The organism is Alkalicoccobacillus porphyridii (assembly GCF_007293315.1).
In the GTDB taxonomy this organism is placed as follows: domain Bacteria; phylum Bacillota; class Bacilli; order Bacillales; family Bacillaceae_D; genus Alkalicoccobacillus; species Alkalicoccobacillus porphyridii.
The window spans coordinates 90,567-112,370 of record NZ_VLXZ01000011.1; the positions used below are offsets into that span (position 1 = coordinate 90,567).

The window sequence follows — 21,804 nt, forward strand, 5'->3', positions numbered from 1 at the left end:
TTCGTTTTGGTTATAGAGATGAAACTTCCGATGAGACATGCTTTTGCTCAAGTCGTTGAATTGCCGATAAGAAAAGCTTCATATTCAGTAAAGCTACTATACTACCAGAGAAAAATACACCAGCTGCTGGCACAAAGAATAAAATAAGTAGGAGCACAGCTGTTAGTAAAAGTGATAGAAGAGCATAGGGCAGGCAAGGGATCGCTAGTTGGAGCGATTTCCTTACCAGCTGCAACGGTTTACCTTTAAAATGAACAAAGACGGGTAGGCAAAACACCGACATTAATAGAAATACAATGGTGAATGTGGTTAAGATGCTTGTAACGATATAGCCAAATGTGGTGCCCAGTGACGCCAAAATCATAAGATCTACAACTAAAACAGTTCCAGTTAAAAAGAAGATGTATCCATAGAGATTAGCAGACCAAAAATGCTTTTTATATTCCTGCCAAAATGCTTTAAATGGGGATTCGAGCTCAGCAGTTTGAAGCCATCTTCGAATTAAAGTATACATAGCCACAGTCGCAGGGAAGAACCCACCAACAATTAAACCAAGAAGGGTAAAGATAATCCACAGGATGTTTAGATATGCTAAAACGCTTACATTTTCTAAGGCATTAAGGATTCGTTCTCGAACCCCAGTCATTCATATCACCTCCTACTGGATGTTCATGTTTTGTTTCTTCGGCTGCCGCTCCCGAAAATGGGGGGCATATTTACCGCGGGAGTACCTGAGCTAACAGGCAATACCCTTTTATCTCAATGAACCTTTTCATCGAGTCCTCTGAAAAAGAAGCTTTATAAGAAATTGACACTTCTTTTTTTAAAAGCCCTCATTTCCTTAAAAAATAATGCGTTCATTTGTCTGATTAGGAACATGAGCGGAAGGAGAACCCGTAGACTCCTGCGGAACAGAACGAGTCTGAAGACATTGAAGGGGTGGTTTTCCACTTCAAGGGCTGAGGCCGTTCCCGCGGAAAGCGAAGGGTTCTCCTGTAGCGGCGCCATTCAGCTCATTCTTACATGACCTTTTCAGTGCCCCCTTTTTACCCCCCCCCCAGGTGTCGGCCCACCATTTTCGTCCACTTGTTTAGATAGGTGTTGGAATGAGTAATTACACAATCATAAGGATACCTCCCTCTGAGTCTCCTATATTAACCTTTGATACCGGTGAAGCTAATTCCTTTAACAATTTGCTTTTCAAAGATTAGAAAAGCAATAATGACGGGTACAGAGGCTAAGGCATTTACCGTCATAGGTAGGATAAAGCTCTCCGAATAATTCGAGTTATACATTGGAATCCCTACGGGTAGCGTATACAGAGACTCGGAAATGATAGCAAGATAAGGCCATAGGAAATTATTCCATGAACCAATAAAGGTTAGGATCCCGATAGCGGCGAGTGCGGGTTTAGCTAACGGAAGAACAATGTTCCAAAAAAGGCGAATGTCACTGCAACCATCAATTTGAGCACTTTCAATGACCTCATTCGGTACACCATCAAAAAAGCTCTTTAAAATAATGACCCCAAGCGGAGCGGCAATCATTGGTAGAATTAAGCCGCTATACGTATCTAGTAAATTCAGATTTCCAATAATCTCATAGAGCGGGATAATCATCGCCTCACCAGGCACCATCAAGCCTGCGATAAAGAAGACGAATAGAGCACGACGATAGCGGAATTGCATTTTTGATAGAGCAAAAGCAGCGAGTGAAGTTAACACTAACGTTAGTGCAGTTGTAATAATGCCTACAATAAAGCTATTCCATACCCATAGAAAGATGTCACTACCGCCAATAATATCTACATAATTTACGAAGGTATATGGCGGCAAAAACCACTCTAAAGGCGTGGTGGCAGGCTGACTTTCTGGCTTAAGCGATACAAAAAACATCCAAATTATCGGGAAAAGAAAAATCAGTGTAACAAATAAAGCTAGTGCGACTTTTGGTATACGTAGCGGATCCCGTTTTTTTTCAAGAAGTGTATCTGTTTGACTCAAATCATTCGCCCTCCTTTACCGCCCATACGTAATTGAATGAGCGAAAGAATCAGCAATACAACAAATAGGAGATACGACATGGCTGCCGCATAGCCAAGGTCATAGCGCTGGAAGCCCATCTCATAGATATAGAGAATGATAGGTCTAGTGGATGTTCCAGGTCCACCATCAGTGATTAGTAGGATTTGGCCAAATACTTTAAAGGAAGCAAGGATCTGTAGTAGTAGTATGACTCGTGTAATGGGCATAAGCTGAGGCATGGTAATTTTCCAGAACATCATCGAGCGAGTTGCGCCATCAACCTCTGCCGCCTCGTACAAGTCATCAGGAATATTCTGCAATGAGGTAAGGTAAAGAATCATATTAAACCCAACCGTCCACCAAAGCGTAACACCAATAATACTAACCCAGGCAAGTGATGGAGTAGCAAGCCAAAATGGTTCGATGTTCAACCCTATAGCTTGGATCAAATTATTTACGACTCCCGTATAGGGCTGCAGCATAAAAATCGCCACATACGAAATAACGGAAACGGACAGGATGCTTGGGATGAAGAAGGCTCCTCGAAAGAGAGTACGAAAACGAGTATTTAAATTGGCAAGGAGCGCTAAGCCTAATGCAAGAATAACCATCGTTGGTGTAGAAAGGACAACAAATAGAGTGGTGTTTCGAAAGGCTTCCCAGAAGTTTGGGTCTACTAACACATTACGATAATGTTCAAGACCGATAAATTCTTGCTGCTCGATGAGAGTCCAATTAAAGAAACTCATTTGCATGCCTTTAAATATCGGATAGATCGTAAATGCGAGATACGCAATAAAAAACGGTAGGATAAAAGGTAAAGGACGGAGCTCATTTTTCCAAGACTGTTTATTCATCACAACACCTCCATTCATCTGATTAGCGAATCGTTACCTCTAAATCATTAATCATACTTTCAATGCCTTGCTCAGGCGTTAGTCGACCAGCCATAATTTCATCTAAGCTTCGTGATATATCTGTCTCAGCAGGACTTTGATAAATGGTTTGATCTGGATAGACGATGTAAGGGGCGATGTTTGCATAATCAGACCGGTAAGGCATCTCTTGAAATTCACTTGATTCAACGATCTCTGGTTTAGATGGAATATGACCTGCTTCTGCCCATTCTAAGCCGTTATCACTGACATATTCGATAAACTCCATTTTTGCTCGTTGTCTTTCGTCTGTAGTCTCTTCCTTAATCGGAATAATTAATGTGTGCGAACCCCCTTGAGCAGCCTCTTCTTCAAATAACTGCGGGAAAGGTACAGCTACAAAAGGAAGATCAGCACTTTCCCATATTCCTGTTCCCCAAACACCAGTAAATAGGCTAAACGCATTTCCTGATTGAAATGTTTCATAAGGGTCACTTATGTGCATGGGGATAATCTCACCATAAAAACTGAGTACATATTCAGCTGCCTCTACGGCAATCTCTTGATCAATCGTAATCTCAGGATTCGTCAGATCATCAGAAAAGATAGGCGTGCCACCCATTTGAAAGTACGTCATCCACCACCACCGATACACATCATGACCATTTGTGGGAATGGCAATGCTGGTTTTGTCAGGATGAACCTCCATGGCGTCCATGAAAAATTGTCGAAACCCTTCAGGTGTTTCCTCAATAATGGGCAACCCTTCTTCATCTAACAGATTAGCTTCATCTGCCAAATCCGAGTTGATATACATAATGAATGGGTGGGAATCAATTGGCACCGCATGGTAAGCTCCTTCAATTTCCATGGCCTCTTGAAGGTTTTCATAGAAACTGTCAAAATCAAGACCTACATCTTCTGCCAAATCATTAAGTGGAGTGGTCAACCCCTGATTCACTAACTCAGGCACAATAGCAGCATGAGATACGGCTATATCAGGACCACGATTAGCGGCTACACTTGTAACTAGCTTCGTATAGTAATCGTCAAAGTCTTGGAGAATAATGTTTACATACACTTCATCCTGAGAGTTATTGTAATCTTGAACAATATCCTGCATGTAGCCTAAATCACCACCACCAAACAAAACCCAATAATCTAAACTAATTCGTCCGTCACTTGTTGTCTGCTCCGTCTCATTACATCCTGTTAACAAAAAGAGGGCACAGACAAGCACAAAAGATAATCTTGTTCCACTCAACTAGAATCAGACCCCTTTCCAAACATAGATTAGAAAGCGCTTTCATCAAAAAGTACAAATAAGCTACAAATTGTGCGGATGACTATGGGTGTATAGGACAAAATATATTAATTGATACGTACGAATCTACCATTTGATTGGAAGTAAGTCAATTTTCATTACGATTCATCTTGAAGAAAAAGTGCTTTTTCATGTCTATTTTTAAAGTGCTAAGGTACGATAGAATCATAAATTTATTTATCAGGAGGCAAATGGAATGAATCAGAAGGTCGCCATAGTGACTGGAGCGAATTCTGGCATGGGGCTTGCGACGTCAGTAGAGATGGCGAATAAGGGCTACCATGTAATCATGCTTTGTAGAAACAAACAACGCGGAGAGCAGGCGGTTGAATCGGCTAAGATACAGCTAACCAATGGATCTGTGGAATTACAGCTTTGTGATTTAGGCTCTCTAGATGATATACGTTCCTACACAGAATCGTTTATTCAGTCTGGCAAAGCGCTTGATGTCTTGATTGCAAATGCAGGGGTGGTAACGACCAAGCGTCAAGAAACGAAGGACGGATTTGAGGCCATGCTAGGTGTTAATCACTTGGGGCACTTTTTGCTGATTCAGCTTTTATTAGATAAGCTCAAGCAATCATTAGATGGGCGTATCGTCATCGTATCCTCCGGCGCCCATAAATGGGGAGATATTAACTTTAACGACCCTCACATGACTAAAAAATACAGTATCATGAAGGGCTATGGGCAGTCTAAGCTAGCGAATATATTATACACTAGAAGATTAGCAAAAGAGCTTAAGGGCACAAATGTATCAGTGAATGCTCTGCATCCAGGGGCGGTTGCTACGAATTTAGGTGTGAACCGAGATACTGGTTTTGGAAAGGCCATCTATCGATTATTAAAGCCATTTTTTCAAACGCCAGAACAGGGCTCAAGGACAGCCGTATATCTAGCAACAGATGAAGAGATTGAACATGTGAGCGGTGAATATTTTATTAAAGCAGCCCGAGCACCGATTTCAAAAAGGGCGGCTGACGATGGCTTGGCTGATAAGCTGTGGGAGTGGAGTCAAAAGCAAACAGGCATGAAGTCTTAATGAGATGCCCTGTTGAAAAGGAGTGAATTCTCATGAAACGAATTATGGTAATTGGATCTTCAGCAGGTGCGGGCAAATCTACCTTTGCTCGCAGTTTATCTAAGCAGCTTGATATTCCCGTCTATCATCTAGATACACTATACTGGAAGCCGGGTTGGGTTGAAGAGGACAAAGAAGCATTCCGCTCTAAACAAGAGGGCATCGTCCAAGCAGACAATTGGATTATTGAAGGCAATTATAGTTCTACATTTTATATAAGAGTTAACAGAGCGGACACAATCATTAGTGTACATCAACCCTTATGGCTGTGTCTGTATCGTGTATTTAAGCGCCGAGTAATGTACCATGGAAAGTCTAGACCAGATCTAACCCATGGCTGTAATGAAAAGATAGACATGGCCTTTCTACTATTTATCTTAAAAACCTATCGTTCAAGAAAGAAAAAGCACAAAGAGTTGATACATACATTTAAACAAGCGAACCAGGAGCGTTCAGTGTATGTCTTATCCGGTACTAAAGAAATAAACTCCTTTTTAAATACCCTTTAAAAAACGGTGTGGTGCATCTCATATTGCGTAACAAATGGAGTTAACCCATTTTTCTCAAGAAAAGCGAGGGTTGAGGTATCACGTTGATCGATATTTAATATCTTTACTTCATCGTGGTCCTGGCCAATTGAGTGGAAGAGCGCCTGACCAAATCCTTTTCCTCTTTTCTCAGGCAATACACCAAATTGTTTGATCACGCCAGTTGTGGAGTGTACCACAGCATACCCACAGACATCTTCTGGATCTTGCACAAAATAAAAGGTATATGCCTCCACATTTCTTAGAATACAGGGAGTGGAGTTTTCCCATGCAGGCAGGTAGTTCCAAAACAAAGAATTATTGAGTGTCTGATAAGCTCTCCCAGAAGCATAGATAATAGATGCTTCTTTTTTCGAGACGGATTTAATTTTGCCTTTTAAGCAAGTAAGCTCTTTTTCTATCCGAAAGCCCGCAGATTGATAAGCTTTAATGGCCTTTGTGTTTGTTTGGATGACCTCAAGCATTTTAGTTTTTATACCTGTCTCCTTTAAATGGGGTGCTGCGAATGTATAGATACGGGGAACAAGCCTTTGCCCTCTGTATGAAGGAATCACACCTGTTCCAACATTAAATACAGTAGTTGGCTGTTCAGGATGATCCGTACAGTGCATAACAAACGCAACCAAACGATCATCCGAATCAAAGGCACCGAATGAAAGATCGTAGGAAATGCCCCCAGCATAAAAACGGTCCTGCAGCTGGCTAGGTGTCATCTGCATAGGAATGCTATAATCCGCGAAAGCAGCGTTAAAACACTCCGTTAACTCCATTAGATCTATGTTAGCTAGATTTTTTATCTTCATACAAAAGCTCCCTTCGCTCAGAAACCTATTTCTATAACTATACGAATGGTAACAAAAAGATGCAATAAGGAAGATGCAAAATGGATTAGGCGTTGCTTTGAAGCTAAGTAATATTCATGTGGAGAATTAAATGTCAATTCATCAAGCGCAGGATACAGCTGTCCCCAGCTGATATTAGTGCTAGAAGGGGGGGAAACCTAAAGATTAGAAGAAATTTAATAACCAATGGTAAAAATGTTATACATTCTTCTAAAAAAAAGGTAGAATGATAGCGTATACATGATAAGTCTTTTTGTGATCTGTTTTTGCTAGCAGTTCATCAAAATGGAGGAGAGTGATGTAGATGAAAAAGGCTAGAGTAGGGATCGTAGGTTGTGGAACAATTAGTGACATTTACCTGCGTAATTGTGCTACTGACGAATACATCGAGATAACAGCTTGTAGTGATTTAAATGAAGTGGCTGCACGCGAGAAAGCAAAAGAGTATGGAATTGAAAAAGTCCTAACTCCTGATGAGTTGTATCAAGATCCTGATATTGATATTGTTCTAAACTTAACCATCCCTGCGGCTCATGCTGAGGTGTCTCTTAAAGCACTAGAAGGAGGCAAACATGTCTTTCTTGAAAAACCATTAGCTATCTCTTTGCAGGATGCGGAGCAAATCCTCACGGTTGCCAAAGAGAAAGGTCTTCAAGTAGGTGTTGCTCCGGATACTTTCCTTGGTGGAGGGCTGCAAACGTGTCGCAAAATCATTGACGATGGCTCAATTGGAAGACCAGTTGCTGCTACAGCCTTTATGATGTCACACGGACCTGAAAGCTGGCATCCAAATCCTTATTTCTATTATCAAGAAGGAGCAGGACCACTTTTTGATATGGGACCTTATTATTTAACAGCATTAATTCACTTAATTGGCCCATTCCGTCGTATAACAGGATCGGCTCAATCTGCTTTACAGGAAAGAGTGGCAACAAGTCCAGAACGTAACGGAGAAGTTATTCCTGTTAACACGCCAACTCATGTGACGGGTGTCATTGATTTTGAAAACGGGGCAGTTGGAACAATTATTATGAGCTTTGATGTATGGGGGGCAACGCTTCCATGGATTGAAATCTATGGGACAGAAGGAACACTACGTGTGCCTGATCCAAATACATTTGGCGGACCTGTTTACATAAAAAAAGCGGGTGAGCAAGAATGGACAGAGCTAGCTTTAACTCATGGTGATATTGAAAATGCCCGAGGTTTGGGAATTAAGGATATGGCAAAAGCAATTGTAACAAATGGCAAAACCAGAGCTTCAGGAGACATGGGTTATCACGTGCTTGAAGCGATGCATGGCTTCTACACGGCTTCAACAAATAATCAGCATTATGTTATGGAAAGCAAGTGTGAACGTCCAGCGCCAGTTGAAACAAACTAATTCATTAGGAGGAGATACTATGGAACTAGGAGTTTTTGCCGTATTATTTGCGGAAAAGCCACTTGAAGAAATGCTAGATCATATTAAAAGCTTAGGACTTGAAACAGTTGAAATTGGGACGGGTGGATACCCTGGTAACGCTCATTGTAATCCGTCAGAGCTGCTTGCAGATGAAAGCAAGTTAAAAGCCTTCAAAGATGCAGTAGAGAGTCGTGGGCTAACTATCAGTAGCTTAAGCTGTCATGGAAATCCTATCACACCAGATAAAGAGTTCGCTGATCAATGTCACCAAGAATTCTTAGATACGGTTCGTTTAGCTGAGAAACTGGGAGTAGAGGTTGTTACCACGTTCTCAGGAACTCCAGGTGCCTATGAGGGAGCAAAAGCGCCAAGCTGGCCGGTTGCCCCGTGGCCAAATGAGCATGGCGAAATTTTAAAATGGCAGTGGGAAGAAAAGCTAATTCCTTATTGGAAGGAAGCGGGTCAATTCGCAGCCGATCATAATGTGAAGATTGCTCTTGAGCTTCACGGAGGATTCTTAGTGCACACGCCTGCAACTCTACTTAAGCTACGCGAGGCGGTTGGAGATGTTATTGGTGCAAACGTGGATCCAAGTCATCTATGGTGGCAAGGGATCGATCCCGTTGCCGCTATCAAAATCCTTGGAAAGAGAAATGCCATCCACTTCTTCCATGCTAAAGATACGTACATTGATCAGGAAAATGTTAACATGCATGGACTTCTTGATATGCAGTCGTATGCCAATATGCAAGATCGTGCATGGATCTTCCGTTCTGTAGGATACGGTCATGACATGAAGGTTTGGTCTGACATTATCAGTGCACTGCGTAATGTAGGGTACGATGGCGCTGTTAGTATCGAACATGAAGATGGATTAATGTCAATTGACGAAGGTTTCAGCAAGGCTGTTGCAAATCTGCAGCAGATTGTCATTAAAGAGCCGTTACCTGATATGTGGTGGGTTTAAATAGGTACGAGTTGAATATCGAAAGGATTTGTGACGAATGAAAAAACTAAGAGTAGCAGTAATTGGAAATGGCAGTATCGCAAAATATCGTCATATTCCTGAATATGCAAGTAGAGAAGACGTAGAGCTTGTAGCTTTCTGTGACTTTACCATTGAGCTTGCAGAGAAAAATGTAGAACGCTTTGGTGGAAAAGCTTATACAAGCTATGAAGAACTACTCGCTAATGAAGAAGTAGATGTTGTGAGTGTGTGCACGCAAAACGTAGACCACGCTAAAGTATCAATCGCAGCAGCAAAAGCAGGTGCTCATGTTCTTTGCGAAAAACCAATGGCGACCTCAATCGAGGATGCACAGGAAATGATTTCTGCAGCAAAAGAAAATAATGTTCAATTAATGATTGGACATAATCAACGCCTCATGCCACCTCATGTTAAAGCAAAGGAAGTGCTGGCATCTGGTAAATTAGGTAAGGTGCTCACTTTCAAAACAAACTTTGGCCATGGTGGACCTGATGCATGGAGTGTTCAAGGCGATACGAGCTGGTTCTTTGATCGTTCAAAAGCATTTGTAGGTGCCATGGGAGACCTTGGCGTACACAAAATTGATTTAATTCGCTGGTTACTAAGCGAGGAAGTCACTGAAGTAGCAGCGTTTGTCGAAACGCTTGATAAACAAGGGGACGTAGATGATAACGCCACCTGCTTGCTTCGAATGGAAAGCGGCGCGATTGGAACAATGGCCGCTAGCTGGACCTATTATAAAGGCGAAGATAACACCACAAGCATTTATTGTGAGCATGGTGTGCTTGAGATCAAAGATAGCTCTGAGGAACAGGTTGTTGTGCGCCTAACAGATGGTACAGTGGAACGTTATCAAGTAGGGGCAATTGCTACTAATGAAGAAGGCGGTCAACACTCCAGCGGGGTCATTGATGCGTTTATAACAAGCATCCAAGAAGGCACAGAGCCTGCGATCACAGGTGAAGAAGGAATGAAATCACTAAATGTTGTACTTGCGGCCTTAGAGTCAGCAGAGACAAGAGCATTTGTTAAAGTAAAATGATGAGTTGAAGGGATGAATGTACGTGGCACAATTACCAATTGCACTTCAAATGTTTACACTGCGTGAAGAAACAAAAGAGGATTTTGTTGGAACACTGAAAAAAGTAAAAGAGCTTGGCTATGATGGGGTTGAATTTGCAGGATTTGGCGGCCTGGAAGCAGCAGAGCTTAAAGGAATACTAGAGGATATTGACTTAAAGCCTTTCTCAAGTCACGTTGGTATTGAATTACTTGAAAAAGACGCAGAAGAAATCATTGCGTACCATAAGGAATTAGGTGTAGAAACCATCGTAATTCCTTACCTGGTCCCAGAGCGCAGAGCCTCTAAAGAAGATTATCTTAAACTAGCAGAATCCCTGAATCACTATGGCGAAAAGGTAAAAGAAGCAGGTATGCAGCTTTGCTACCATAACCATGATTTTGAATTTGAGAAATATGACGGAGAATATGGACTCGACATCATTTTCTCAAATACGAACCCCGAATATGTTCAAGTAGAACTTGATACATTCTGGGCAGAATTTGCAGGAGTATCAGCAGTGGATTACATGGATAAATACAAAGGCCGCTTGCCACTCGCTCACATTAAAGACATGGTCACAACTCCAAAAAAGACCTTCGCTGAGGTTGGAGAAGGTGTACTAGATATCAAAGCTATTACATCTGCCGCAGAAGAAGCAGGAGCAAAGCGTCTAATTGTAGAACAAGACGTTTGCCAACGACCACCTTTAGAAAGTGTTGAAATTAGTATCGGTAACTTAAAACGCATCCTAGGAAGATAACCTTTAGGACCCCGGACCACATGTCACATGTGATCCGGGGTTTTTTCTGTGGTATATCGCTGAGGGAGAGTGGGAAGCCGGGTGAATAAACACGGGCAGGGGAGGCGTGTCTTGGTGACCCAGCCGCACGCGAAGAGGGGAAGTGTGACTTGGTACACTCGCCGTACAGAAGGAGAGAGCGGCGCGTCTTGGTAAACTCGCTGAACTTTTTGGTAAACCAAGCAACCGTCTTGGAAAGGCCCTCCGGCTCTTGGTAAACCCACTCATCTTCTTGGTGACACGCAGATAGTTCTTGCTATTGCCTGTTCGGGCTTGGTAAAAGCACCAAACGTCTGGCTAAAGAGGAGATGGATCTTGGTAAAGCCCACTCGCGCTTGGTAGGAGCGCCAAACCTCTTGCTAAATTAGGTGCGGTTCTTGGTAAAGCGACAAACCGTCTTGGTGAGCACAGCAGCACAGGTCGATGGTGCGGCGCGTCTTGGTAAACCCGCCGAACTTCTTGATAAACCAAGCACCCGTCTTTATAACGCACATCGTACCTCTTAAAAATTTCCATCTTCACTGCAAAATTAGCGCTAACTCAATTCCCTCATCGCTGGGTGTGAAAATATAAGTACGGAAAGTGAAGCAATAATCCCGCCGACCGCAATTGTAAAATGGGTGCCTATGTAATCTCCGAGAAAGCCGGCAATGATGGCAGCTAGTGGGATCAGAGCCATTGTGATAAAGCGACTGCTTGCTTGCACGCGGCCAAGCATATGGTCCGGCGTAAGGGTTTGTCTTATTGTTTTAAGTACAGGATTAAAGGAGGAGGCACAGAAGGTTCCCACCGCATTAGCAAGGATTAACATAATATAGGACTCTGCTAATCCGAGCCATATGAGTGACAGTCCGCCTCCGAGGAATCCCACGAATAGAATCGTTCGCTGATTAGCGATTTTCCTTATCGTTACTGATAAAAAAGAACCTGCGATGGCGGCGGCTCCTCCAATCGATAAAAGCCAACCAATTTTTAAAGGGGTTAGTCCAACAGTTGCTTGAAGGTGAAAGACTAAGAGAGTTAATGACATTGTAATGCCGAAGCTTATCATTGCTGTGCCTAGATTGGTTAGAAGTAGGATTTTTTTCTGATAGATAAAGCTAAAACCATCTCCAACCTCGCGAAAAAAACCTCGGCTTTTCTCATTGGGTTCCAACCAATTTTTCTTAGGCATTTGAATAAATAGAACGGTTATAAATGCAAGAAAAAAACCAATGCTATTGGCGAAGAGCCCAGCGCCTGGATTCACAAAGACAATGAGCAGACCGCCAAGTGTAGGTCCGATAAGAATGGTTGTATGAAACAAGCTGGATTCTATGGTATTGGCAAGCGGGAGGTCCTCTTTATTGACAATAGTCGGTATGAGAGCAAACTGAGCGGTGTTATAAAGCTGGGTGCAGATACCAACTAATAAAGCTGCAATAAATAGGTGGGAAATGAGGAGAGAGTCCACAAAATAAAGGGCACTGACTAACAACAGCACAAAAGCTCTTATGAAATCGGACAGAAGAAGCAGGGTTTTTCTAGAATATCGATCAACTACAGGCCCAACAAAGGGCTGGAGCCAAGCAGTGGCTTGTCCAATAGCGGCAACTGTACCCATCGCAATCGCTGAGCCTGTTAGTGATAACACGACAAGTGGAAGAGCTACTAAATAAATTTGAGCTCCAGCAAAGGAGGCGAGGTTGCCTCCCATGAGCCAGTAAAATGATTGATTTCTATGCAATGCTACTTCCATGAAATCGCCTCCAGTTAGTTTGATAGATACTCGGTAAGTGCTTCTCCTAGTTCATGTAGCTTTTGTTTGTTTAAGCTGTACGTTGATGACTGGCTTGTGACGAGTCTGGCTGAACGAAGCTGGGTAAGATGATGATGAAGAGTCGATTTTGGCATATTTAAAGTTGCAGCTATCTCTTGCAAGCTTTTTGGTCCTTGATAAAGTAGCTTGACCATTTTTAAACGGGCTTCATCTCCAAGAGCTTTGTAAGCTAGAGGAAGCATACGATCTGGCACTAATGGATCTCCTGGGTGGATGCTGGAATTTGCAATTGGGTAATAAAACACTTTTGTATTCTGTAAGTCTGCAACAATTGTCCAAGGTCGATACGAGAAATGTGGAATGAGAAGTACGTTTGATACAGATGGTTCTGGCTGATAATCAATGCCATCCGTGACAAACTCAACAAAAGCCTCGCTTCGATTAAACGTTTTTAGTTTTGCCCGTTTTGTATCTAAATCACGGTGGATCATTTTTTCTAACTTGTTTTGATTAGACGATAAGATTTCATCGAACCAGTGGGTCATCACATCAATTAAATGCGTTTTTAACACGACAATGTCAGTCCGGCATATGTAACGGACGTATTCGGGGAAAAATGCAATGTGTTGACAAGCATCAGCATAGGCTTCAATTGATGATGCGTCCCCCTGTGCTGCTTGTTCCATCAAAGCTACCCATTGTTTATTAAGATAAGGCAAACAGTAATGACGTAGCTTCGTAGCATCTAATGTCTCTATAAATCGCTGAAAACCAGGTAGTGAATGATCTTCAAGATGATGAAGCAATTGAAGTAAAGCCTTCCAGGTGTTATGTGCGTGAACGGTTTTTAATTCTGTTGCTAACTTCGTAGAGATTTCCCCAGTGTGAACAGGTGAAAAAAACGCCTCCTCGGTTAATGTCTCTCTAAGCTTGTCATGAGTGATGGCGGCTATTCCGAGAGCACTTTCCCATAATAGGGAAGAATGAAAGGAAATAGTATAGCTTTCACGGTTGGGATTCGAATAATCTAGAATCTTCATTTTGCGTCCCCTCTCTTACTTTGTTGGTTTTAGTATACATAAAGACGGTTCTTTATTCTATATTTTTAGAATAATAAATTCTATTTATATTGAATTTAGATATGTCTTGTGCATGACGTTACGTTAGGGGCTATACTAACTATATGGAAAGGAGAAGCTACCATGAATCAGCTGTACACAGTAGGTGAGTTCGCAAAATTAACGGGCACAACGGTGCGGACCTTAAGATATTATCATAAGAAAAAACTGTTGGTGCCTACCACATTTAATAAGCAAGGACATCGACTATATAGACAGGAAGACTTATTTCTTTATCAGAGAATCATTACATTTAAATATCTAGACTTTTCCTTAGATCAAATAGCTCACTTTCTGGAAAACCCTGAAATAAATTTAACTGAAACAATTTCCTTTCAAAAACGTATGCTTGTTGAAAAGCAAAAAAGCTTGCAGAAGGTCATTGAGTCATTAGAAACGGTGGAAAAGATGCTTGGTGAAACAGGCGAAGCAGATCCAGAATTAATTCTTTCTTTTATTCAAACGTTTCAGCAGGGTGAAGAGCGTAGACAGTGGTTATCTTCCTTTCTATCAAAGGAGTTAGTAGATGTATTGTTTGCGTTAGAAACACAGAAAAAATATTGGCTGCTTATAACGGAACTGACGAACGTTATTCATACGCACTCTCCTTCAAGCGAGTATGCAAAAGAAAAAGTCACAACCCTCTTTGAAATAGTAGAGTCTATATTCACACCGGAAATGCTAGTAGAGCTAGAGCAAAATGCTGACAAGATAAAGGATGCTCCGCCGTTCCTTATGGATGAAATGAGCACAAAGCTGGAACAATTTTTATACGAGATGCAAAAGGAGATGCAGAATGATGAAAGAAGAAGAGCAGACGATAAATCAACGTCCTAAATGGGGCGAGTTTTGGCAGTTATTAATGAAGTATAGACCGTCGTTATGGTTAATGGGCGGGGCCATTGTTCTTGGACTTGGAGAAACGATTCTTTCGCTTCTTGTGCCACTTCTAACCATGCAATTAGTTGATATCTTATCAGTAACTACTATATCTACAGGGTTAATTGCTTTACTTGTGGGAGTGTTTTTGGCTCAGGCTGTCATGTCTGGTTTCTCCATATATATGATGACCAGGGTTGGTCAGCATATGATTGCTAAACTTAGAGAGGACCTGTGGAAGCATGTTGTTAAGCTGCCGATTCCTTTTTTTGATAAACGTAATTCTGGAGAGACGATGAGTCGCATTACAAACGACACGAATGTGATAAAGGAATTTGTTGTTATGCAGATTATTCCCTTTTTCTCAGGGGTAATCTCAATTATTGGTTCCGTTATTCTTCTACTCATTATCGATTGGAGAATCACGTTAATGATGCTTGTCATCATTCCAGTGGCTTTTGCTATTCTTATGCCTCTTGGCCGTAAGATGTACAAAGTATCAAAAGCGACACAAGACGAAACAGCTCAATTTCAAGGAGATCTGGGTCGTGTTTTATCAGATATCCGATTGGTAAAGTCTTCACTTGCTGAACCTAAAGAAGAAGAGCAAGGCATGCAACGAATTACCAAGCTTTTTAGGTACGGTCTAAGAGAAGCAAAAATTAATGCAGTGGTTTCCCCGCTTATGATGACGGTTAACCTTGTCATGCTTGTATTCTTAATTGGTTATGGTGGTTTCCGTGTATCCGAGGGTACACTTAGTGCCGGATCCCTGGTCGCCATTATTTTGTATATGTTTCAAATCATTGTCCCCTTTAGTCAGATGGCGACATTTTTTACGCAGTCTCAAAAGGCCATGGGAGCTACAGAGAGAATACGAGAGATTATGGATGAAAGAATTGAAGCCGACTTAACAAAGCCTATTGAGTTCAAAGCTAAGCAGGAAGGTCTTGTGTTTGATCGAGTAAGCTTTGGCTATTCCGAGGATAAGCGTATTTTAAATGATTTATCTTTTGAAGTGGATAAAGGCAAGGTTACAGCCTTTGTTGGACCAAGTGGGGCAGGCAAGACAACGATTTTTTCACTGATCGAACGTTTTTATAAACAAAATAGTGGGGCGATTCGTTATGAAGGAAGCGACCTTTCAGAGTATCAGTTAAGAGAATGGCGCAGCAAGATTGCTTATGTTTCACAGGAAAGTCCAATGATGGCAGGCACCATTCGAGATAATCTGACCTATGGGCTAGATGGTATAACAGATTCACAGATAGACCTCGCAGTGAATCAGGCGAATCTAAGGGAATTTATTGAAGGACTTCCTGATCAATATGATACTCAGGTTGGTGAACGCGGGGTAAAAGTTTCTGGAGGTCAACGTCAGAGACTAGCCATTGCCAGAGCCATTATTCGTGATCCAGAGCTCCTGCTTTTGGATGAAGCGACCGCGCATCTAGACAGTACATCTGAAAGTCTTGTGCAGGAAGCTTTGCAAGAATTAATGAAAGGCAGAACAACGCTAGTGATTGCCCACCGCTTATCCACCGTCCGTCATGCCGATCGTCTGATTGTACTAGAGAAGGGGCAAGCTACCGGTATTGGAACACACGAGGAATTAATTCAGACTCATGACGTGTATCGGGAAATGGTTGAGCAGCAATTCGAACCAGTCACAAGTTAGGATGAGGCATTGTTGGTGTGGAAGTTTTACCAAGGTGGAGGGGCTCAATACCAAGAGGAACCAGCTCTTTATCAAGAGGAAAAGCTCCTATCCAAGAGAAACCTACGTTTTACTAAGAAATTCGACCTTACTACCAAGAGTCGAAGCCTATTACAAAGAAGAACAAGCCCGTTTCCAAGAGGAACGGGCTTTTTACAAAGAGCCAAACCGACTTACCAAGATGAACAGGCTCATTACCAAGAACGTTGTCGTTTTACCAAGAGCCATACCCGTTCACATCGAATGCTCCAATTGAACAGAATGTGCACCAATGTGCTTAGCAAGCACGGTTAATCCATGCTGAATGTTTTCTTTCCTTTTATTTGTCAATGAAAAGTCACTATCGAGCTCCAAGCGTTGCACAATCAGTGTGCCACTTTTCCGATCAAACAGGGGATCCATACGTCCAATAAGCTGATCGCCCTCCAATATTGGCATGGCATACGCACCAAACTGCCTTTTGTCCTTGGGAATATAAATTTCCCAGCGATAATAAAACGAGAATATATCCTCAAGGCGTTCCCGGCTCCACAACAAATTATCGAGCGGAGGTAGAAATCGAACACTGTTTGTTTCGGGTGCTGTGATTTCAGCCATGATACGATTAGCGTCTTCTTTTAGCACAGCATATGGTCGGGCGACTCCTTCAATTTCAACCGGAACGATAACCTCTTCATGCATCATCTCCCCATGAAGTCTGCGTCTGTCTGCTGCTTTTATTTTTTGCCAGCCGTACCGAGCATCGGTGGCTGAAAACAAGCGGTAGGCACGATAGTATTTTTCAAGAAGTCGTCGGCTTGCTTCTGATGGAGTGATCTTTGATGCATGTTCTAATAGCTGCTCTGGTATCACTTGTTCAGTTAAATGGAAAAATCGAGTCGCGCCGTCGCGTCTGACAACTTGAATATCACCTGTTCGATGTAATAAGGAGAGCACATATGAGGTTTCTTTGGTTGTCGCTTTATCCAAATCCCAGCCGCCAATGACTTTTCCAGAAGAAGTGAAATCCCTTGAGCTAAGTGGGCCATTTTCTTGAAAGAGGTCATTCATTAGCTTCACCGTTGAAGAGTATTGCTCGAGCTCAGCTTTAAAGGCCTGCTGGCGGTATCGTCTGACGAATTCAAATAGAGGGTAGTCCTCTATGGGTATAATACATGCTTCATTGGCCCAATATTCAAAGGCTTGACCTTTTTCTAGCAATTGACTGAAGCTCGGTATTTGATAGCTCTGTACGCGATTCATTAACACAAGATGATGATTGCGCTCAATTGTTGCTACAGGATCTAATTGAACAGCCTCAAGCTGTCTCCACATTGTTTCCGTGGTTACTTCTAATTGTGGGTAAAATCCAAGAGCCTTTAACAGAAATCGCTTGGCTGTTTGTTTGCTGATGCGAAGTGGTTCACTCATGCTTGTACCTCCTTACGTTTTACCGACTAAGCTAATTAACTGGTGATCCAATGTAAAATGGGCTTTTTTGTACATAAACAAAGCGTCCTCTGAGTCAGCTGAAACACATAAAGAGATATTTTGTATGGCTGAAAAAGAAAACAAAAATGTTGTTGCTTCATGAAGGAGAAGGGTTCCAATGCCTTGTCCACGATACTCTGGTTTTACAGCGATATAATGAATGTCACTCTCTTCAAATTTTGGATCTGCCTCCACATATACATAGCCTTTAACGACATCGTTTTCTTTATATAGAAAAAGCTTGTTATTAGAGTCGAGAGATGAAACCATATCTTCTACCGAGAGATAGGTGTCGGGAAAATGTTCATTGTGCAACGCCGCAATAGCATCAGTGTCTTTTTCATGAAAAGGTACTATTGTATGAAGCTTGGTTAATGGCTGATGCGATGAACGTTCAATTGAAAGAACATAGTGCTCCCCGTTAGGACGCGCACCAATTGCGTTAGCAAATTCAATAACAGCGTAGTTATGTACATTTGGAAATAAATAATATCTTAAAATAGAACATGGTGTGTTCTTCCACCAAGTATGCCAAAGCTTTAAAGCCGCTTCCTCATTATCTGGATTTTTTAAAAATGGTCCCCATACTTCAACAGTTGCTTCCACTTCATCTACATCGAAAGCAATGAGGGCCACAAGCTCCTCGCCTTCATAAGCTCCAATAACAGATTGATTAAGAGAAAAATCAGAAAAATCATGTTTGAGCGTATCTGTAATCTCTTCAAGATCTGTACCGACATAACCAATATGGTGATCTGCGTTTACATTAAGCTCATGAATAAAGGAAGCAATATCTTCTGCATTATGTAAAGGTTTAATCATTGTAAACTCACTCCTTTTTTACTAATTTTATCATAGAATGATAGCTAGTTCTTGTAAAAGAGGATAGACTGACCTTTACATCCTTAAATGAGCTTATGTGCACCGCTACAGGAGAAACCTACGCTTTTCAAGGGAACGGCCTCAGCCCTTAAAGTGGAAGGGCGCCACTTCAATGTCGGTCTGCCTCGTTCTGTTACGCAGGAGTCTTCGGTTTCTCCTTTCGCTCATATTTCCGATTAGACCAACATTTCTGTAAAGAAAATGAGGTATTTTAAAAAATTTCAATATCATACAAAGCTTCTTTTTCTAAGGCCTCTACATTATTCAAGGTTGGTCTTTCCCGGTCACTTCATCTCTGAACGCATGGCATCTGCAAGAAATTCAACATCTGTTCCAATAATAACTTGAAGATCCTTGGTGCTGATTTTCTGGACGCCCTTGGCACCGAGAGTTTTTAACTTCTCTTCGTCTACCTTTGTGACATCATGGATTTCTAATCTTAATCGGGTGACACAGTTGTTTAAGGATTGAATATTTTCTTTTCCTCCTAAGGCAGCTAAATATAAGGGAGCCATTTCTTCATATTTTTTTGAACCACTGGAGGTCGTGTGGACTGATTCGGGAGCTGGTTCATCCTCCCGCCCAGGAGTTTTAATATCAAATTTAATAATTAGGAAGTAAAACAATAGAAAATATATCAAACTATAACCCGCACCAACTACGAGTAAGAGTTGTGGCCTTGTTGCAATACCCATATTTAAAACGTAATCAATGGCGCCTGCTGAAAAAGTAAAGCCATGCAAGATACCTAGCTCACTCACAATCATCATGGATGAGGCAGTCAAAATCGCATGGACAACGAACAAAACAGGAGCAAGAAACATGAATGTAAACTCAAGCGGCTCTGTAATTCCGGTAATAAAAGAGGTCAGAGCTAACCCGCCTAAAATACCTGCTATGGACGCACGACGCTCTGGTTTTGCCGCAAGAATCATCGCTAAGCAAGCTGCAGGCAAGCCGAACATCATGATAGGGAAAAATCCAGCCATAAAACCACCGGCAGTTGGATCACCAGCAAAGAAACGTGTTAAATCTCCCGTACTGCCTTCATATTCACCAAACACAAACCAAACCATACTGTTAAGTACGTGATGGAGACCAAGGGGGAGTAGCAGTCGGTTTAATAAGCCAAATGCCCCAAGGCCTAAAGTGCCTGCGCCGACAATCCATTGACTAACCACATCAATGCCTTCTTGTACAAAGGTCCAAACAACCCCAAATAGTCCAGCCAATAGAAACATCGTAAGCGCAGTTACGATTGGAATCAATCGTTTACCACTAAAGAAGCCAAGCCAGTTTGGGAGCTGAATTTGATAAAAGCGGTTATAGAGTAACCCAGCAACCACACCTGAAAGAATCCCACCTAATATGGACATATCTAATTGATCGTTTATAGCCTTTGTTCCATTGTCCAATACAAAAAAAGCAATCGCACCTGAGAGGGCAGCAGCCCCATGCCCATCTCTTGAGAAGCCTATCGCTACCCCAATCGCAAAAATTAAGGCTAGGTTATCAAAAACGGCTGCTCCCGCTGCTTCCATGAATGCAATATTTAATAAATCCTCCTGACCTAACCGAAACAAAAGCCCCGCTGCTGGTAGAACGGCAATCGGGAGCATTAACGCCCGCCCAATTCGTTGCAAAAAACCTAACATTTCGCTTTCCTCCCATATTCTTAATACATGATGTATATAAACATAACAAAAAACGATGAGCTCAGCATGCAGCGAATGGCTCATCGTTTTTGTCATTTTTATTTTTAGCAGACGGAGTCTTTGGGCGTGGGGTTCGTTAGCCCAAATAGCGGTCTGATAAAGAGCGCGAGGCCTGTGCCGAGAATGGCCATGACCGCCCATACCCAACCATGCAGACTGAAGGAAGCAATTCCTCCAAAGTACGCACCAATATTACAACCGTAGGCTAGTCGTGCACCATAACCCATTAGCAGTCCACCAATAATAGACGCTCCGGCTACGCCAGGTTTCACTCGTTTAGGGTTAAATGTCCCCTGCAGGGCAGCTGAGACAAATGCTCCAAGAATAATTCCAAAGTTTAAGACACTGGTTGTATCGAGTAAGACGGAATCAGTTAATGCTGCAGCATTCTCCCCAGTGAAATAATCCCAGGATGCTACGTCCACACCAATAAAGTTGAGAAATTTACCTCCCCATAATGCAAACGCAGATGTGATCCCCCAAGGAGTTCCGCGAATGGCAAGCACGAGAGCGTTTAAGAGTGCTAACACAATGGCAGCTGAAAACAACGGCCATGATCCGCGCAAAATTTTCTTGAAACCACTTGTTGTTGTTAGTGGCTTCATCATCGGAGGATTTTTCCATCTTGCAAATAAGACGGTTCCGAAGTAGATGGCTGCAAATAAAGCCATTTGTATCGCCCAGCCCCCAAAAAAGCCAAATCCAGTACTCTCAGCTAATGAAAATGGCTCCATTTGCGGCGTGCCTTGCCAAAATGCTAGATGATAAGCGCCTGCTACCGAACCAATAATAAAGAATAGGAGTGTGAGAACCATAGAAGAAGACCCTCCACCTACGGAATAAAGCGTTCCGGATGCACAGCCGCTCCCTAGCTGCATGCCAATTCCAAACATAAAGGCTCCTACTAATACACTAATCCCAACAGGAGAAACAAAGCCAGTGGGTTCTGTCCCTGTAAAACTAAACCCTGTTGCAAAGATGATAGCAAATAAGGTTGTCGCTGCTGCAAGCATCAGCATATGTGCCTGTAGTCCTTGGACGTTACCAACAGAGACTAATCTGCGAAAGGCAGAGGTAAAACCAAAACGTGCATATAATAAAGCCATGCCTAAGGCTAAACCAATCAAAAATAGAATACCCTGAACCCAATCAGCAACAATAACCGTTGCCGTGAATAGGGCGATAATACCTAAGAGCCCAACGAAGACGTATGGCTTTTGTATAGGTTGAATAGGACCCTTTACTGTTGTAGATCGCTGGTTCCATTCAGTTGAAACCGTAGAAGTTGAAGTCTGAGCCATAGAATAAGTCCTCC

19 protein-coding genes are annotated in these 21,804 nt (G+C 42.2%); 8 read left to right on the plus strand and 11 right to left on the minus strand.

Going from position 1 to position 21,804, the window contains the following annotated elements:
* Positions 1-10 precede the first annotated feature (10 nt).
* The 4 genes from FN960_RS16250 to FN960_RS16265 form a co-directional block, all read right to left on the minus strand.
* A complete protein-coding gene (locus FN960_RS16250; RefSeq protein WP_143849906.1) occupies positions 11-646 on the minus strand; it encodes a YesL family protein in 636 nt (211 codons plus the stop codon).
* Between the two features lie 508 nt (positions 647-1,154).
* Positions 1,155-2,003 (minus strand): carbohydrate ABC transporter permease, encoded by an 849-nt coding sequence (locus tag FN960_RS16255; protein WP_143849907.1) that lies wholly within the window; start codon positions 2,001-2,003, stop codon positions 1,155-1,157.
* Entirely contained in the window at positions 2,000-2,881 is an 882-nt protein-coding gene (locus FN960_RS16260; protein ID WP_143849908.1) for a carbohydrate ABC transporter permease, read from the minus strand. Before FN960_RS16260 ends, FN960_RS16255 begins: the two co-directional genes overlap by 4 nt.
* A gap of 22 nt (positions 2,882-2,903) precedes the next feature.
* Positions 2,904-4,163 (minus strand): extracellular solute-binding protein, encoded by a 1,260-nt coding sequence (locus FN960_RS16265; protein WP_143849909.1) that lies wholly within the window; start codon positions 4,161-4,163, stop codon positions 2,904-2,906.
* 256 nt (positions 4,164-4,419) lie between these two features.
* On the opposite strand from FN960_RS16265, the gene FN960_RS16270 reads away from it, so the two are divergent.
* The gene (locus FN960_RS16270) at positions 4,420-5,265 is read left to right on the plus strand and encodes an SDR family oxidoreductase (RefSeq protein WP_143849910.1); all 846 of its coding nucleotides are present in this window, start codon (positions 4,420-4,422) and stop codon (positions 5,263-5,265) included.
* 32 nt (positions 5,266-5,297) lie between these two features.
* The gene (locus tag FN960_RS16275; RefSeq protein WP_143849911.1) at positions 5,298-5,813 is read left to right on the plus strand and encodes a P-loop NTPase family protein; all 516 of its coding nucleotides are present in this window, start codon (positions 5,298-5,300) and stop codon (positions 5,811-5,813) included.
* Here FN960_RS16275 and FN960_RS16280 read toward each other — a convergent pair.
* Positions 5,810-6,655: a GNAT family N-acetyltransferase gene (locus FN960_RS16280; RefSeq protein WP_143849912.1), complete on the minus strand. Its 846-nt coding sequence runs from the start codon at positions 6,653-6,655 to the stop codon at positions 5,810-5,812. The genes FN960_RS16275 and FN960_RS16280 overlap by 4 nt on opposite strands.
* 343 nt (positions 6,656-6,998) lie before the next feature.
* Here FN960_RS16280 and FN960_RS16285 point away from each other — a divergent pair, with 343 nt between their 5' ends.
* The 4 genes from FN960_RS16285 to FN960_RS16300 are packed head-to-tail and all read left to right on the plus strand — an operon-like array spanning position 6,999 to position 10,910.
* Positions 6,999-8,078, plus strand: a complete 1,080-nt coding sequence (locus FN960_RS16285) for a Gfo/Idh/MocA family protein (RefSeq protein WP_143849913.1) — start codon at positions 6,999-7,001, stop codon at positions 8,076-8,078.
* Positions 8,079-8,097: 19 nt separating this feature from the next.
* Positions 8,098-9,066 carry a sugar phosphate isomerase/epimerase family protein gene (locus tag FN960_RS16290; RefSeq protein ID WP_143849914.1) on the plus strand — a complete coding sequence of 323 codons (969 nt, stop codon included), beginning with the start codon at positions 8,098-8,100 and terminating at the stop codon, positions 9,064-9,066.
* Between the two features lie 37 nt (positions 9,067-9,103).
* A complete protein-coding gene (locus tag FN960_RS16295; protein ID WP_143849915.1) occupies positions 9,104-10,129 on the plus strand; it encodes a Gfo/Idh/MocA family protein in 1,026 nt (341 codons plus the stop codon).
* A gap of 22 nt (positions 10,130-10,151) precedes the next feature.
* Positions 10,152-10,910, plus strand: coding sequence for a sugar phosphate isomerase/epimerase family protein (locus FN960_RS16300; RefSeq protein ID WP_221936813.1), 759 nt, complete (start codon positions 10,152-10,154; stop codon positions 10,908-10,910).
* Between the two features lie 574 nt (positions 10,911-11,484).
* Here FN960_RS16300 and FN960_RS16305 read toward each other — a convergent pair.
* Both FN960_RS16305 and FN960_RS16310 read right to left on the minus strand, forming a co-directional pair.
* On the minus strand, positions 11,485-12,687 hold the full coding sequence (locus tag FN960_RS16305) for an MFS transporter (RefSeq protein ID WP_143849917.1): 1,203 nt from the start codon (positions 12,685-12,687) through the stop codon (positions 11,485-11,487).
* A 14-nt stretch (positions 12,688-12,701) separates the two neighbouring features.
* The gene (locus FN960_RS16310) at positions 12,702-13,748 is read right to left on the minus strand and encodes an ArsR/SmtB family transcription factor (protein WP_143849918.1); all 1,047 of its coding nucleotides are present in this window, start codon (positions 13,746-13,748) and stop codon (positions 12,702-12,704) included.
* A gap of 162 nt (positions 13,749-13,910) precedes the next feature.
* Here FN960_RS16310 and FN960_RS16315 point away from each other — a divergent pair, with 162 nt between their 5' ends.
* A complete protein-coding gene (locus tag FN960_RS16315; RefSeq protein WP_143849919.1) occupies positions 13,911-14,663 on the plus strand; it encodes a MerR family transcriptional regulator in 753 nt (250 codons plus the stop codon).
* Complete coding sequence (locus tag FN960_RS16320; RefSeq protein ID WP_260682039.1) at positions 14,623-16,383, plus strand: ABC transporter ATP-binding protein; 1,761 nt, start codon at positions 14,623-14,625, stop codon at positions 16,381-16,383. Before FN960_RS16315 ends, FN960_RS16320 begins: the two co-directional genes overlap by 41 nt.
* 273 nt (positions 16,384-16,656) lie before the next feature.
* Here FN960_RS16320 and FN960_RS16325 read toward each other — a convergent pair whose 3' ends face one another.
* The 4 genes from FN960_RS16325 to FN960_RS16340 all read right to left on the minus strand — a co-directional run bounded on the left by FN960_RS16325 (position 16,657) and on the right by FN960_RS16340 (position 21,790).
* Positions 16,657-17,832, minus strand: a complete 1,176-nt coding sequence (locus tag FN960_RS16325) for a DNA glycosylase AlkZ-like family protein (protein WP_143849920.1) — start codon at positions 17,830-17,832, stop codon at positions 16,657-16,659.
* Between the two features lie 12 nt (positions 17,833-17,844).
* Positions 17,845-18,714: a GNAT family N-acetyltransferase gene (locus tag FN960_RS16330; protein WP_143849921.1), complete on the minus strand. Its 870-nt coding sequence runs from the start codon at positions 18,712-18,714 to the stop codon at positions 17,845-17,847.
* A gap of 344 nt (positions 18,715-19,058) precedes the next feature.
* The gene (gene nagE / locus FN960_RS16335) at positions 19,059-20,429 is read right to left on the minus strand and encodes an N-acetylglucosamine-specific PTS transporter subunit IIBC (RefSeq protein WP_143849922.1); all 1,371 of its coding nucleotides are present in this window, start codon (positions 20,427-20,429) and stop codon (positions 19,059-19,061) included.
* A 104-nt stretch (positions 20,430-20,533) separates the two neighbouring features.
* Complete coding sequence (locus FN960_RS16340) at positions 20,534-21,790, minus strand: YeeE/YedE family protein (RefSeq protein WP_143849923.1); 1,257 nt, start codon at positions 21,788-21,790, stop codon at positions 20,534-20,536.
* Positions 21,791-21,804: the final 14 nt, after the last annotated feature.